We start from the raw sequence: 16873 nt of genomic DNA, 5'->3' as shown, positions 1-16873 counted from the left end.
AATTACTCCCAAATCTAAATGCTTTAATAATTGTTGTCAACTTATGTTGTCCTTGTTTTGACGCTTTGTCAAACATTTTGTCGTTATAAGTTGTTATAAACTGACAGATAAATTACCTGTAAACTTAGATAATACACTAATTACCAGCAATAGCGATCGCTAACCATGAATAGTTTGATAACTGTTGTCAACCTATGTTGTCCTTAATTTGACGCTAATAACGGAATATCAATAATCAACCTTCCTCCTTCTTCCTTCATAAAAATAACGGAATGCAAATAATCAATCTTCCTACTTCTTTCTTCTTCCTCCTTCCTTCTTATTTCACAAAAATAACGGAATATAAATAATCAACCTTTCTTTTTCCTTTTTACTTCTTTCTTCTTCCCTCTTCCTCTTTCCTCCTTCCTTCTTATTTCACAAAAATAACGGAATATAAATAATCAACCTTCTTTCTTCCTTCTTCCTTCTTCCTTCTTCCTTCTTCCCTCTTCCTCCTTCCTTCTTCCTTCTTACTTCACAAAAATATCTGACATTAACTGTTGCCAAATATCCGAATTTGTTAAATCATAAGCATCAAATTCATAACCATATTGTTGATAAAGACTATTAAAACTATCAATCCAATGATAAATAGTTTCTGTCATAGATAAAGGAGTATATTTTACAGCTTGTCGTAGATATTTACTCATCTCAACTAAATTCTCATTTCGATGTGCCTGCCATGCTAACCAACTCAAAGTATAATAACGAGATTTTCCCTCTAATTTACGAATAGATACTGATAAATTTGGTCTGCTAAAAAAGTTATCTAAAACAGACATCATACTAACAGCTTGGTGGGTAGATTTTCTAGTAGCATTTCGATGATGTTGACGATAACAATAAGTAACTTTTGGCAACCAAACTGCCTCACAACCATTTACAGATAAACGTAATACTAAATCTATATCTTCTCCATGATGCCAACGAGTATCAAAACCTCCAGCACTTTTTATCCAACTCCGACGAAACATCATAGAAATAGTTACAGGTTTCCAAACTACCCAAGTTTCTAAATCTAATTCTAGGGAACCATGCCATAATTCTATATCAGAAATTTTCTCCCCTTTTTCATTAACTAAACGCCACCCACTATGCACAATACCAAGAGAAGGACGAGTATCAAAAATAGCTACCTGTTTTGCCAGTTTATCTGGTAGAAAAAAGTCATCAGCATCCAGAAAAGCAATAAATTCTCCCCCTGCCATTTCTAAACCTAAATTTCGGGCGTGGGATACTCCTTTATTCTCTTGATAAACATAACGAATTTTATCAAAATAAGGTTCTAAAACTTCGCGGGTATTATCTGTAGAACCATCATCAATTACAATTATTTCATAAGAGGTATAAGTCTGATTAAAAACGCTGGCGATCGCTTCTAATATATAGTGGGCATTATTATAGGTGGCAATAATTACGCTGACTCTCGGTACTACTGGATTAAAAATATTACTAATTAATTTTTTCCACTCTGGTAATTGACTAAAATTATAGGCATTAAATTGATTTCCTTCTTGGCGAGCAAGTTTGGTAAATAATTCTATCCAAGTAGAAATTGCTTCTGTCGTAGAGGCGGAAGTATAAGTTAAAGATTTTTGCAAATAAGCAGCCATTTCGGAAAAGTTTCCCGCCTGATATAAGCGCCAAGAATTCCAAAGTAGGGAGCGATATTTTACTTGATTTTCTATTTGACGTATTGAGGCAGGTAAATTAGGCTTTCTAAAAAAATCATCCAATAATTTTTCCAATTCTTGAGTAATTTTTTGTCGATTTCCTAACCCAGAAACACTACTATTATGCTGTCGATAACAAACACCAACTCTTTGTAACCAAGTCGCTTTTCCGCCGGATAAAGCCAAGCGCAAAACTATTTCTAAATCCTCTGGAATATATCGCGGGTCGAATCCTCCATTCAGATTTAACCACTCACTTCTAAACATCATTGCACTAGGCAAAGTTGCTTGCCAGATTAACCAATTTTCTAAGTCTAATTCTGCACCATTTTCCCAAGGTTTTACATCTTTAATAGTATGACCTTTTTCATCAACAAATCTCCAACCACTTTGCACCATAGTTAAAGTAGAATCTTCTGCAAAACATCCTACTTGTTCGGCTAATTTTTCGGGTAGAAAAAAGTCATCGGCATCCAGAAAGGCGATATATTTTCCTTGAGCTATTTCTATGCCATAATTCCGCGCTTTTGATGGTCCTTGATTTTTTTGATATACATATTTAATTTGATTTAGGTAGGGTTCCAAAACTTGATGAGTATTATCGGTAGAACCATCATCAATAACAATGATTTCATAAATGGTATAAGTTTGAGTCAGGATACTTTTAATAGCGGTAAGAATATAATCGGCATTATTGTAGGTAGGAATTACAATACTAACCAGTGGTAAACCATTAGGAATTACTTTAGTTATCAATTGTTGCCATTCTGGTAATTGATGGAAAAATACAGAATTAAAATCATAGTTTTCTAGAGCAGCATAATATTGAAAATAATAGAGCCAATTACAGATAGTTTTAAGAACAGAAAAAGAGGAAAATTTTAAAGATTTATATAAATAATCAGCCATTTCAGCGAAGTAGTTAGATTTATATAAACACCAACAATTCCAAATTAGGGAACCGTAACGTAACTCTTTTTCTAACTGTTGAATTTTTAGGGGAAGATTGGTGTTAGAAAAAAGTTCATCTAAAATTTGTTCTTCTACTGCTGTTTGAGCAAGTAAATTTCTAGTCATATTACTGCTATGTTGACGATAACATACAGCTACTTTAGGAAACCAAGTAGATTGACAACCTGCTAAAGCTAATCGAATGACAATATCAAAATCTTCTAATCTGCGTAATTTTTCATTAAACCCACCTACTTTTTCTAACCATTCTTTGCGAAACATCATTCCGCTAGGATTAGTAGTTTTCCATTTTAACCAACTTACTAAATCTAGTTCTGGAGATTTATGCCAAGGTTCAATATCTTGAATTTTTTCTCCTTTTTCATTCACAACTCGCCACCCACTTTGTACTAAACCAATATTTGATTGAGCATCAAAAATAGCAAGTTGTTCTGTGAGTTTATAAGAGAGAAATAGATCGTCAGCATCAAGGAGAGCAATTAATTCTCCTTTTGCCAATTTAATGCCACGGTTACGAGTTGCAGATAATCCTTTATTCTCTTGATAAAAATAGCGAATTTTTGTCATATATGGTTGTAATACTTGACGGGTATTATCTGTAGAACCGTCGTCTATAACAATAATTTCATAGTTAGTATAGGTTTGTTTAAATACACTTTCAATTGCTTGGGCGATGTAGAGTTCACAATTATATACTGGGATAATTATACTTACTTTTGGAGTTAGAAAAGCTTGGGACATTATAGTTTTTTATTTTTAACTTTGCTGGTGGTTTAGGTGCGCAAGATATAGGAAAAATTGCTATGACTAAAGCCATAAAATTTGAGAATATTCTAGCAGTAATGGCAACTGCTATAAATGCGCAGCATTCAGTAAAAAAGAAAAGAGAAAGATGTTTTTAGCTTTTAGTAGTTTGGTATCCCATGTATAGCATAACTTTTGGTAATTGGTATAAAACTCTATAAAAAAGCTATAAAAAGAAAGTAAAATATACTATTTATTTCACAAAAAATTAGGTTATGTGCTGAAACAAGTAGATGTATATTAATATTCCCAAAATTATCTGGGTATATAGGAAAAATGTCTATTTTAAAGAAATGCTAAACTATTTAATATTATGTTTGGAAACAATGAAAATTAATTCTGAAATAGCCGATATTATTAGACATCTCCGATCATATAACGTTTCTCAACCTAATGAGGTAGGCTTATACTTATTTATTTTCTATTTCCTGTTCCCTCTAATATAGGAAAAATGTCTATTTTCAAGAAATACAAGACTATTTAAAATTATCTGGGGAAACAATGAAAATTTATTGGGGAATAGGCGATGTTATGAGAAATATCTGATAATATAGTATTTCTCAAACTCATAAAATAGACCTATACTTATTTGTCTTTTATTCCCTATTTCCTATTCTCTCTGATATAGGAAAAATATCTATTTTCAAGAAATACCAAACTATTTAAAATTATCTGGGGAAACAATGAAAATTAATTGGGGAATGGCTGATGTTATGAGACATCTCCGATCATATAGAGTTTCTCAATCTAATAAGGTAAAGCTATACTTATTTATCTTTGGATTCCCTATTCCCTATTACCTGTTCCCTGTTCCCTATTCCCTATTCCCTCTGATATAAAAAAAATATCTATTTTCAGGAAATGTCAGACTATTTAAAATTATCTTGGGAAACAATAAAAATTAATTGGGAAATAGCCGATGTTATTAGACATCTCCAATCATATAACGTTTATCAACCTAATGAGGTAGACCTATACTTATTTCTCTTCTATTCCCTCTGGGTATATAAAAAAAATATCTATTTTCAGGAAATGTCAGACTATTTAAAATTATCTTGGGAAACAATAAAAATTAATTGGGAAATAGCCGATGTTATTAGACATCTCCGATCATATAGAGTTGATCAACCTAATGAGGTAGACCTATACTTATTTATCTTCTATTCCCTCCATAGCTATTCCCTCTGATCGGAAAAATATCTACTTTCAAGAAATACCAGACTATTTCAAATTATCTTGGGAAACAATGAAAATTAATTGAGGAATAGGCGATGTTATTAGACATCTCCGATCATATAATGTTGATCAACCTAATGAGGTAGACCTATACTTATTTATCTTCTATTCCCTCCATAGCTATTCCCTCTGATCGGAAAAATATCTACTTTCAAGAAATACCAGACTATTTCAAATTATCTTGGGAAACAATGAAAATTAATTGAGGAATAGGCGATGTTATTAGACATCTCCGATCATATAATGTTGATCAACCTAATGAGGTAGACCTATACTTATTTATCTTCTATTTCCTATTCCCTCCATACCTATTCCCTGTTCCCTCTGATATAGGAAAAATATCTACTTTCAAGAAATACCAGACTATTTCAAATTATCTGGGGAAACAATGAAAATTAATTGGGAAATAGCTGATGTGATTAGACATCTCCGATCATATAGAGTTGATCAACCTAATGAGGTAGACCTATACTTATTTATCTTCTATTTCCTCCATACCTATTCTCTATTCCTTGTTCCCTCTGATATAGGAAAAATATCTACTTTCAAGAAATACCAAACTGTTGAAAATCATCTGGGGAAACAATGAAAATTAATTGGGAAATAGCCGATGTGATTAGACATCTCCGATCATATAGAGTTGATCAACCTAATGAGGTAGACCTATACTTATTTATCTTCTATTCCTATTGCCTATTTCCTCTGGGTATATAAGAAAAATATCTATTTTCAAGAAATACCAAACTGTTGAAAATCATCTGGGGAAACAATGAAAATTAATTGGGGAATAGCCGATGTTATTAGACATCTCCGATCATATAATGTTGATCAACCTAATGAGGTAGACCTATACTTATTTATCTTCTATTTCCTATTCCCTCCATACCTATTCCCTGTTCCCTCTGATCGGAAAAATATCTACTTTCAAGAAATACCAGACTATTTCAAATTATCTGGGGAAACAATGAAAATTAATTGGGAAATAGCCGATGTGATTAGACATCTCCGATCATATAATGTTGATCAACCTAATGAGGTAGACCTATACTTATTTATCTTCTATTTCCTATTCCCTCTATACCTATTCCCTATTCCCTCTGATCGGAAAAATATCTACTTTCAAGAAATACCAGACTATTTCAAATTATCTGGGGAAACAATGAAAATTAATTGGGAAATAGCCGATGTGATTAGACATCTCCGATCATATAGAGTTTATCAACCTAATGAAGTAGACCTATACTTATTTATCTTCTATTTCCTATTCCCTCCATACCTATTCCCTATTTCTTCTGAGTATATAGGGAAATGAAAAAACAACAGGAATATTCACTATATGAGTTAAATAAAACAGTAGAAATATATTTAGCCCAAGGAAAATTAGAAGAGGTAATAACAGCTTGTAACCAAGTATTAGAAATAGTGCCAGATTTTCCACCCACCTATAAAACATTGGGAAATATTTTCCACTTAACGATGCACTTATTTTGATATCCTACTCTGTAACTTATATAAGCAAGTAGGGATTAGAAGTTAGTTGACAAAGAAATGAAAATGAAAAAACAACAGGAAAATTCACTATATGAGTTAAATAGAACAGCAGAATTATATTTAACTCAAGGAAAATTAGAAGAGGCAATAATAGCTTGTAACCAAGCATTAGAAATAGTGCCAGATTTTCCACCCATCTATAAAACATTGGGAAATATTTTCCACAAAATGGGAGAAATAGACAAAGCAAAAGAATGGTATCTCAAAGCAATAAATCAACAGCCAGAATGGGCAGAAGTTCATGCAAACTTAGGCAGCTTATATGCCAAGGAAAAACAATGGCAATTAGCAATAAAATCTTACCAAGAAGCCATCGGAATTAAACCAAATTTACCAGGTTTTTATCGGAACTTAGGAAAAATCTGGCAACAAATAGGAAAAATAGAATTAGCCAGAGATTGTCAGGAACAAGCATTAAGTTTAGAAGCTGAATATCCTCAAGCTTTAGAATACTTAAAACGGGGAAAAAAATTTCTAGAAAATGGGGAAATAGAAGAGGCGATCGCTTATTTCCAGCAAGCCATAAAATTCAACCCATCTTTGGCAAATGCCTATCAAAAATTAGGGGATGCTTTAGTTGAAAAAAAAGAATTACATCCAGCAATTAAATCTTATCAACAAGCAATAGAACAGAAACAAGACTTGTTTATAGCTCATCATAAACTAGGAAAAGTATTTCAAGAAATAGGAGAGTTAGATACAGCTATCATAGAATTTAAACTTGCTATAGAAATCAACCCAAATTCTCCTTTGCCTTACAAAAAATTAGGTGAAATTCTAGAAAAAAAAAAAAATTAGACCCTGCAAAACACTATTATCAAAAAGTGATAGAAATTCAGCCAGATGCTTGGAATATTCACCGCAAATTAAATCAGATTATGCTGAAGCAAGGAAAATTAAAAGAAGCCATTACAGCTTGTAAGATTGCTATAAAACTAAATCAAAAATTATCTTGGCCCTATAAATTAATTGGTGACATTTATCAACAAAATCAAGAATGGGATGAAGCAGCTTTAGCTTATTATAATGCCTTAAAACTTGCAGAAAATAAAGATGTACTACATAAAAAACTAGGGGATATTTTACATAAAAAAGGTTTGGTAGAAGAAGCGATCACCAGTTACAAAAAAGCCATAAAAATCAACCCCAATTCTTGTTGGTCTTATGGAGCATTAGGAGATGCTTATGTTCAACAGCAAAGGTTTTCTGAAGCAATACCTTATTTAATTCAAGCTCTAAAATTGAGACCAGATTATGATGAAGTGCATAAAAATATAGAATATATCCTCACAAAACAAGGTCGTCAAGATGCAGCTAATATTTGGTCTTGTGAAGACAAATTACCCCTAGATTGGCTAGAAAAATTTTTTAAATTAACAGGAAACTGGGAAATTATATCTAGTTCATTAGACAGTAATATTATTCACATAAAAATATATCCAGAAATGCTAGTAACTTTCTTAGCATCTCAAACAATAGATTCCAAACTTCATCCCAATTTTAAAGAAAAAAAACTTAAATTAGCAGAAGCATTTATAGCAATAGTAGCAGAAGGAAGAGGTTGTGTAGAATTAGGAACAACTGCAGTTATTAGCTCAGATAATAAATTAGTATCAGACGTTTCTACGGGTTGTGCTGCAGTTATTATGTCCTCTTCCCAATTACCTCCTATTTATTACATAAATAAAAATGTAGCTTTTTTGTCAGCAAAGTGGAGAGAAAAAAATTATTTTCACTGGATGTTTGATGTAGTGGCACGGATAGATTTATTACGTCGAACAGATATTAAAATAGATAAGTTTATTTTTGGTAGTTGCGAAAAAAAAATTCATCGAGAAAGTTTAGAAGCATTGGGAATTTCCCAAGATAAAATAATCGAAAGTAGATTGTATCCTCACATAAAAGCAAAACAATTAATAGTGCCTTCATGTTCTGCGAAACAAAGAGAAATATGGGTAAATAAATGGAGTTGTGAGTTTCTCAGAAATTTATTTTTGAAACCTCAAAATATTAAAGAAGTATCTCATCAACCAAAACGTATATATCTTAGTAGAAAGCTAGCATCATGGCGTAGAGTTCTTAATGAGGAGGAAGTTGTGAATTTGTTAGAGAAATTTGGCTTTATTAGTCTGACCTTAGAATCAATGTCAATAGCAGAACAAGTATCATATATGGCTGCTGCTAAAGTTGTAATTGCACCTCATGGAGCTGGATTAACAAACCTAGTATTTTGTAGTCCAGGAACTAAAGTAATTGAAATTTTTTCTCCCAAGTATGTTAATTCTTTATATTGGCGGATTAGTAATTTTTGTAGTCTTTCACATTATTATCTATTAGGGGATTTTTTTGATAATGATAATTTAGGAAAACACTTATGGACACCAGATATAATTGTCAATTTAAAACAGCTATTAAAAATAATGGAATTAGCAAAAGCAATTTAAATAATTAATAATTAATAATTAATAATTAATAATTAATAATTAGGGCTTGCTGAATAAATCTAAAAGCTTTTACAGATAGAGCTTTTAGCATTTTTAGGTCTGTAATACCTTGGTTTTCAGCTGTTCATGCTCAAAAAGTTACCATTTTAGGCACATCGTTGGGCAAAAAAATTACTTTCCTGTTCCTCTACTCCCCTTTTCCCCTCCTGGGAGGGGGAGGAGCGAGGGGTGGGTCTCCTACTCCTTAAAAAAGACTTTTGAGCGCAAATCCTAATTAATTATTACCTTTCCTTGAAAATAAGAGGATTGACTAATCATGAAAATTTTTTCTTCTCTTGGTCCATTGGATATGGCGAGGTCTCCTCCCCATCTCTCGACCGCTTATTTCTCCTTTAAAGGAGAGGCTTTAAATCCTAATTATTCGGTAAGCATTCCGTAGGAATAGCTAACCGCTAATAGCTGTTTACGCAGCAGTCCGCAGGAAATGCTTACAAATTAATTTAGTATGACTAAGCTCAAGATGAACAAACAAATAAATCTAACAAATTTATCTCAAAAAGCAGAATTATATTTAACTCAAGGAAAATTAGAAGAGGCAATAATAGCTTGTAACCAAGCATTAGAAATAGTGCCAGATTTTCCACCCATCTATAAAACATTGGGAAATATTTTCCACAAAATGGGAGAAATAGATAAAGCAAAAGAATGGTATTTCAAAGCAATAAATCAACAGCCAGAGTGGGCAGAAGTTTATGCAAATTTAGGCAGCTTATATGCCAGGGAAAAACAATGGCAATTAGCAATAAAATCTTACCAAGAAGCCATCGGTTTCAAACCAAATTTACCAGGTTTTTATCGTAATTTAGGAAAAATCTGGCAACAAATAGGAAAAATAGAATTAGCCAGAGATTGTCAGGAACAAGCATTAAGTTTAGAAGCTCAATATCCTCAAGCCTCAGAATATTTAAAACCGGGAAAAAAATTGTTAGAAAATGAGGAAATAGAAGAGGCGATCACTTGTTTCCAGCAAGCCATAAAATTACATCCATCTTTGGCAAGTGCTTATCAAAATTTAGGCGACGCTGTTGCTAAACAAGGAGAGTTAACTGAAGCAATAAATTATTATCAAAGAGCAATTCAAATTCAACCTGACTTGTGGGTAGCTCACCATAAACTAGGAAAAATATTTCAAGAAATGGGAGAGTTAGATGCAGCTATTAGTAATTTCCAGCTATCTATAGAAATTAATCCACATTTTCCTTGGTCTTACAAAAAATTGGCAGATATTCTCCAAGAAAAAGGAGAATTAGAATCAGCAGAAAAATATTATCAGAAAGTAATAGACCTCAAGTGTGATGTTTGGGAAGTTCACCGTAAATTAGTAAAAATTCAGCAACAAACAGGAAACTTAGACAGAGCTATTTCTAGCTGTAAACGAGCGATAGAAATTAATCCCGCCTTAAATTGGTTTTATCGGAGATTAGAAGAAAATTTATCAAAATTAGAACGGCACGATCTAGCTATAAATTATTACCGAAGCTTACTAGAAGCTGAACCAAATAATATAAAATGGCTCTACGATATAGGACAAAGGTTAGTAAAAATTCAAGAATGGGATGAAGCAATTATTGTTTATCGTCGTGCTATAGAGTTAGAAGCAAATAACCATTTATTTCACAGAAAATTAGCAGATGCTTTACAACAAAAAGGTTTATTAGATGAAGCAGTTGTTAGTTATCAAACAGCTATAGAAATTAATCCAAATTTTTCTTGGTCATATTACAACCTAGGAGAAACACTGAGTAAATTCACAAAATGGGATGAAGCAATAATTGCTTACCGTCATGCTATAGAGTTAGAAGCAAATAACCATTTATTTCACAGAAAATTAGCAGATGCTTTACAACAAAAAGGTTTATTAGATGAAGCAGTTGTTAGTTATCAAACAGCTATAGAAATTAATCCAAATTTTTCTTGGTCATATTACAACTTAGGAGAAGCACTGAGGAAATTAACCAAGTGGGATGAAGCAATAATTGCTTACCGTCGTGCTGTAGAGTTAGAAGCAAATAACCATTTATTTCACAGAAAATTAGCAGATGCTTTACAACAAAAAGGTTTATTAGATGAAGCAGTTGTTAGTTATCAAACAGCTATAGAAATTAATCCAAATTTTTCTTGGTCATATTACAACTTAGGAGAAGCACTGAGGAAATTAACCAAGTGGGATGAAGCAATAATTGCTTACCGTCGTGCTGTAGAGTTAGAAACAAATAACCATTTATTTTACAGAAAATTAGGGAAAGTTTTACAACAAAAAGGTTTACTAGATGAAGCAATTTCTAATTATCAAATAGCCATAGAAATTAATCCCGAGCCTTTCTGGCATTATGCAGAATCAGGCAATATTTACGTCCAAAAACAGGACTTTTCTGAAGCAATACCCTGTTTAATGCAAGCATTAAAAATCAGGGCAGATATTGACAAAATTAACCAAAATATAGCATATATCTTGGAAAAACAAGGTCGTCAAAATGACGCTCGTATTTGGAAATCTGACCAAAAATTACCAAAAGATTGGCTCAAAAAGTTTTTTAATTTAACAGGAAATTGGGAAGTTACCTCAGACTCTATAGAAAATAATATAACCAGAATAGATATTCATCCACCTACTCAAATCAATTTGTTGGCATCTCAAACTATAGATCAAAAAATTCATAAAAGTTTCCAAGGCAGAAAAGCTAAATTAGTAGGAGGATTTATAGTAGTAGTACCTGATGGAAAAGCTTGTGTAAAGCCAGGAGCAACTGCAGTTATTACTTCAGATAATAAACTTGTTACAGATATTTCAACTGGTTGTGCTGAAATAATTTTATCTGACTCCAAACTTCCTTCAGTTCACTACATCAATGGTACTGTAGCCTTTTTATCAGTAAAATGGTTAGAAAAAAATTATTTTCAGTGGTTTTTTAATCTAGTTTACCGGATAGATTTATTGCGTAGAAGTAATCTAATACCTGTTATAGATAAATTTGTTTTTAGTATGGTCAATAAAAAATTTCATAGACAAACTCTAGAAGCTTTAGATATTCCTTTAGAAAAAATCATAGAAACTCAAAAATATCCCCATATAAAAGCGAAAGAATTAGTAGTACCTTCATTCACATCTAAACAAGGGGGTCTTAGAGTTACAAAATGGGGTTGTGAGTTCCTCAAAAGTATATTTTTAAAGCCTGAAACTAGATATAAATTATCTGGGAAAACAGAACGGATATACATTAGTCGAAGTCTAGCATCATGGAGGCGAGTTATAAATGAAAAAGAGGTAGTTAATTTATTGGAAAAATATGGCTTTATGAGCGTTACTTTAGAGTCAATGTCAGTAGAAGAACAAGCATTATGTTTAGGAGCTGCTAAATTCATTATTACTCCTCATGGTGCTGGACTGACAAACCTGGTTTTTTGTAGTCCAGGAACTAAAGTAATTGAAATTTTTTCTCCCAAATATATTACCCCTATATATTGGGAAATTAGTAATGTATGCGGCTTATTACACTACTACTTAATAGGTGAAAATTTTGATAATCCTAATTCAGCTAAATCAATGGGCTATGCACCAGATATTCTGGTCAATCTAGACAAGCTATTAAAAATTATGAAATTAGCAGAAATTGAATTAATTTCAGGTAAGCATTTAGCTATTTATTAGCATTCAGCATTTCCTAGGTCATGCTACGCAAACAGCTTTTGAACGTACAACTAAGGTTAGCTTGTTACCTTTTTCTTTCCTGCGGAATGCTGCATAAACATAATTTTAAATTCTCCTTCTAAGATAATAAGTTAATAACTCATAGCTGATAGCTGATAATTTAAGTCATATTGGTATCCCAAAATAATTGATTTTATTTTTGATAATTGGAGATGTCTATTTAGGGTTTGCGCTTCACTAGTCTTTTAGTAGGGGTAGGAGACAGGAGACAGGAGACAGGAGACAGGAGATAGGAGTTAGGGGAATTTAGAGGAGGTAGAAGTAAGAATTGTCCCTTGATTTTTCTGCCCAACTATGCGCCTAAAATATTAACTTTTTGAGCGTTTCAGACGTGATACCAGGCACTTTTTAAAGGCCCCAAAAAGCCTAAAGTCTTTATATTTCAATGCTTTTAGATTTAATCAGCAAGCCCTATTTATGGACTTACAGAACTTTTGAGGAAGCGTGAGGTAAAGTTGTAAGACTATTCTTATATCTCCTGTTCCCTGTTCCCTAGGGCAATAAAACTTTGTACCTCCAAGACTCGAAAACTGCTGTAAATATAGAGAGATGGGGAGATGGTTAATATAGGGGCAAAATTCCATCTTTTTCCCCTATTATATTTCTCGAACTTCTGAATTATGAGTTCTGACTCTGACAGCAAAAAAACCGCACATTTGCAAAAATACCAAATGGCTTATATAGACATGAATTATCAAAAATTTATATTAGATTTACATCTTATTTATAACGAAATAATAGAGATACAATAAAAATTTTCTCCTGCTTATAATATTCTAGGAAAAACTTTACAAACAATGGAAAAATTAGACTTAGCAAAAGAAAATTATCAACAAGCGATCGCCATAAATTCTAACTTAGTAGAAGCTCATATTAATTTAGGTAATTTATCTTCTCAGCAACAACAATGGCAAGCTGCAATTGAGAGTTACGATCGAGCAATTCAGTTAAACCCAAACCAAGCAGAAATTCATCACAAATTAGGAGAAGCATTCCTACAATTAGAAAAATGGGATGAAGCTGTTATTGCATATCAAAAAGCTACAAAACTAAATCCAAATTTTTCCTGGTCTTTCCATAAATTAGGAGAAGCATTCCTACAATTAGAAAAATGGGATGAAGCTGTTATTTCATATCAAAAAGCTACAGAACTAAATCCAAAATTTCCCTGGTCTTTCCATAAATTAGGAGAAACATTCCTGAAATTAAAAAAATGGGATGAAGCTGTCATTGCCTACAGCAAATTTATTGAACTAAATCCAGATTTTCCTTGGTCTTACCAAAAATTAGGCACAGCTTTTATGCAGCTAGAAAAATGGGAGGAAGCTGTTAAAGTTTATCGTCGTACTACTGAATTAAAGCCAGATTTATATTTGCCCCACAAAAATTTAGGGGATGCTTTAATGCAATTATCAAAATGGTCGGAAGCAGTAACAACTTATCGCCGAGCTATAGAAATAGAACCTAATATAGATGTGGCTTACTATAATTTAGGTGAAGCTTTAGTCAAACTTGAAAAATGGTCAGAAGCAGTAGCAGTCTACCGTCAAATTGTTAAAATTAACCCTAACTCTTATTTGGCTTATAGTAAATTAGCAGCAGCATTAGTTAAACTAACTGAAGTCGAAAAAAACAGGAAATTTGATATTTATTCAGAAGCGATCGCTTGTTATGAAACTTTAATCCAACTTCAACCAAATCAAAGAGAAAATTATCATCAATTAGCAGATATATTACACAAACAAGGAAAATTAGAAGCAGCAGTTGATAGTTATGTAGAAGCTATAAAATTCAAACCAGATGTACCTTGGTCTTATAACAATATCGGGGAAATTTTAATGAAATTAAAAAGGTGGAATCAAGCAATATTCACCTTTTTGACTGCCTTAAATATGGAAAAAAATATGCCTTGGATATATCAGACACTAGGAGAAGCATTCGCACAAATATCCCAAAGTAATTTAGAAGATAAAATTAACTATTATTGTTCTGCACTTCAAAATGATAGAGCAGAGATAATTAATTCTAAATTAGTGCTTCATTTACCGCGAAATTCAGATTTATATTTATATTTAGGAAACTCCCTCAGCAAAAAAGAAAAATATAAAGGGGCAATCATTATTTATAATATGGCTCTGCAACTGAAAGTAAATGACCAAGAAATTATAAATCAACTTCAGAAAACTTTAGAGAAAAAAGTAAAGTTAGAACTAGAAATAGAAAGATGTCGTAAAACTATCGAACAAAACCCAAAATCTTCTAAATATTACTATGATTTAGCCATCGCTCTGACTCGACAAGAAGAATTGGAAAAAGCAAGTCTAGCTTTCCTCAAAGCCATCAAATTAAACCCAGAAATTAACTGGTCTTATAATCGTTTCTGGAATTACTTAAAACAGTCCGATAAGCTTGATGAAGTAGTCAGTTTTTACCATCAAATTATTCAAAAGAAACCACACTCCGTTTTATCTCACTTAAACCTAGGAGAAGTTCTCAGCGAGCAAGGTAAAATTGACGCGGCAGTCACCTCTTATCGCACTGCTTGTTACGAGCAAACTTTAAAATCTCATCCCAATTTTGTGAAAAAATATTGGCATCAAGAACAAGTAACAAATCCTAACTTTATAATTATTGGCACTGGCAAAAGTGGCACTACTTCTCTATATAACTATCTCGCTCAACATCCCCAAGTTTTACCTGCCATTAAAAAAGAAATATATTTTTGGTCGAGACATTTTGACAAAGGAATAAATTGGTACTTAGCTCATTTTCCTCCCATTCCAAAAGGAACAAAATTTTTAACAGGAGAAGCAACTCCTACCTATATTAATAGTTGGCATACCCCGACACGACTATTTAGTATTTTCCCCAAAATAAAGTTGATTATAATTTTGCGAAACCCAGTAGATAGAGCAATTTCTCACTATTATCACGAAGTCAGATCGAAGATGGAAAATAAATCTTTATCAGAAGCAATATATTCCCAGTTAGAAAGACTTCAGCAAATGTCTGAATCTACTCTTGAGCAAGCTTACTGGAATCATATCTCTTACTATATAAGTTATGGAATTTATGTAGAATTTATCAAAAAATGGATGACTATTTTTCCCAGAAAACAATTCCTGATTTTGAGAAGCGAAGACTTTTATCAAAACCCAGCAACTATCATGGAAAAAGTTTTTAACTTTCTAGATTTACCCAAACATCAACTCAAAAATTACCAGAAATTAAATTCTGGTTCTTATCCTACTCTTCCTCAATCAATTCACCAGAGTCTAAGTAATTATTTTCAACCCTATAATCAAAAACTTGAAGAATATTTAGGTATGAAGTTTAACTGGGAATAGGGAGTCTTCAACAATTAATAATTAATAATTAATAATTAATAATTAATAATTAATAATTAATAATTAACAATTACCTATCCTTGAAAAGAAGAGGATTGACTAATCATGAAAATTTTTCTTTATTATCCCCTTAAAAGGGTCGGCTTTAAACCACAATTTTTCGGTAAAGAGGAGATAGAGATTAATATTGAACTGTACCTTACCATCTTAAAAAGTGCTGTAAGTATTGGTTAATATCTATATTTTATTCAAGAGTGAATGAAGATTTTTCCCAGAGAACAATTTTTAATCTCGAAAAGTGAATATATGAAAACCCCGCAGCAATAGCCAAACAAATTTTTGATTTTTTAGTTCTAACAAATCATCGACTCTGAGAATACAAAAACTATTATCCTGGTTCTTATCCTTCAATTAATTCTAGTCTCCTTATACCAAGGGTGAAAAAAGAATGTTTAGAATAATTGGGATAACTAAAATATTTTACCGAATAATTAAGGTGAAATTCCTCTCCTTTAAAGGAAAAACAAGAAAAAATTTTCCTTTTATTCAATCCTCTTCCTTTGAGGGAGAAGTAATTATCAATTATCCATTATCAATTATCAATTATTGAAAGGAGATATCCCTTTAACTAAAAAGATAATTTTCAATCTAAAAAATAGTATAAATGCCATTCATTATGACTCCAGACTCCAGACTCCTGACTACTCTAGAATATATTTATTCAAAAGTGAACGAATATTTTTCCCAGAGAACAATTTTTAATCTCGAAAAGTGAATATATGAAAACCCCGCAGCAATAGCCAAACAAATTTTTGATTTTTTAGTTCTAACAAATCATCGACTCTGAGAATACAAAAACTATTATCCTGGTTCTTATCCTTCAATTAATTCTAGTCTCCTTATACCAAGGGTGAAAAAAGAATGTTTAGAATAATTGGGATAACTAAAATATTTTACCGAATAATTAAGGTGAAATTCCTCTCCTTTAAAGGAAAAACAAGAAAAAATTTTCCTTTTATTCAATCCTCTTCCTTT

General features: G+C 32.1%; 7 protein-coding genes. 5 read left to right on the top strand and 2 right to left on the bottom strand.

Going from position 1 to position 16873, the window contains the following annotated elements; genetic code table 11:
- Positions 1-417: 417 nt before the first annotated feature.
- Complete coding sequence (locus F6K23_RS26860) at positions 418-549, bottom strand: hypothetical protein (protein ID WP_293161461.1); 132 nt, start codon at positions 547-549, stop codon at positions 418-420.
- On the bottom strand, positions 513-3428 hold the full coding sequence (locus F6K23_RS26855; protein WP_293161459.1) for a glycosyltransferase: 2916 nt from the start codon (positions 3426-3428) through the stop codon (positions 513-515). Before F6K23_RS26855 ends, F6K23_RS26860 begins: the two co-directional genes overlap by 37 nt.
- 2607 nt (positions 3429-6035) lie before the next feature.
- On the opposite strand from F6K23_RS26855, the gene F6K23_RS26850 reads away from it, so the two are divergent.
- The 5 genes from F6K23_RS26850 (at position 6036) to F6K23_RS26830 (ending at position 15838) form a co-directional block, all read left to right on the top strand.
- Positions 6036-6218 (top strand): hypothetical protein, encoded by a 183-nt coding sequence (locus F6K23_RS26850; protein WP_293161457.1) that lies wholly within the window; start codon positions 6036-6038, stop codon positions 6216-6218.
- A 63-nt stretch (positions 6219-6281) separates the two neighbouring features.
- Positions 6282-7076 (top strand): lipopolysaccharide assembly protein LapB, encoded by a 795-nt coding sequence (locus F6K23_RS26845; protein ID WP_293161455.1) that lies wholly within the window; start codon positions 6282-6284, stop codon positions 7074-7076.
- Positions 7077-7102: 26 nt separating this feature from the next.
- Positions 7103-8722, top strand: coding sequence for a glycosyltransferase 61 family protein (locus tag F6K23_RS42950; protein ID WP_293161454.1), 1620 nt, complete (start codon positions 7103-7105; stop codon positions 8720-8722).
- A gap of 505 nt (positions 8723-9227) precedes the next feature.
- A complete protein-coding gene (locus tag F6K23_RS26835) occupies positions 9228-12431 on the top strand; it encodes a tetratricopeptide repeat protein (protein WP_293161452.1) in 3204 nt (1067 codons plus the stop codon).
- 833 nt (positions 12432-13264) lie between these two features.
- Complete coding sequence (locus F6K23_RS26830) at positions 13265-15838, top strand: tetratricopeptide repeat-containing sulfotransferase family protein (RefSeq protein ID WP_293161520.1); 2574 nt, start codon at positions 13265-13267, stop codon at positions 15836-15838.
- Positions 15839-16873 lie beyond the last annotated feature (1035 nt).

The sequence above is a fragment of the Okeania sp. SIO2C9 genome, assembly GCF_010672455.1.
Classification (GTDB): domain Bacteria; phylum Cyanobacteriota; class Cyanobacteriia; order Cyanobacteriales; family Microcoleaceae; genus Okeania.
The sequence above is the reverse complement of the archived record's forward strand: the minus strand, read 5'-3'. Positions and strand labels throughout refer to the sequence as shown.

What these genes read in the sequence shown, in the direction of transcription:
- F6K23_RS26855 (WP_293161459.1), bottom strand. Translation starts at nt 3,428, where the DNA reads ATGTCCCAAGCTTTTCTAACTCCAAAAGTAAGTATAATTATCCCAGTA.
- F6K23_RS26850 (WP_293161457.1), top strand. Translation starts at nt 6,036, where the DNA reads ATGAAAAAACAACAGGAATATTCACTATATGAGTTAAATAAAACAGTA.
- F6K23_RS26835 (WP_293161452.1), top strand. Translation starts at nt 9,228, where the DNA reads ATGACTAAGCTCAAGATGAACAAACAAATAAATCTAACAAATTTATCT.
- F6K23_RS26845 (WP_293161455.1), top strand. Translation starts at nt 6,282, where the DNA reads ATGAAAAAACAACAGGAAAATTCACTATATGAGTTAAATAGAACAGCA.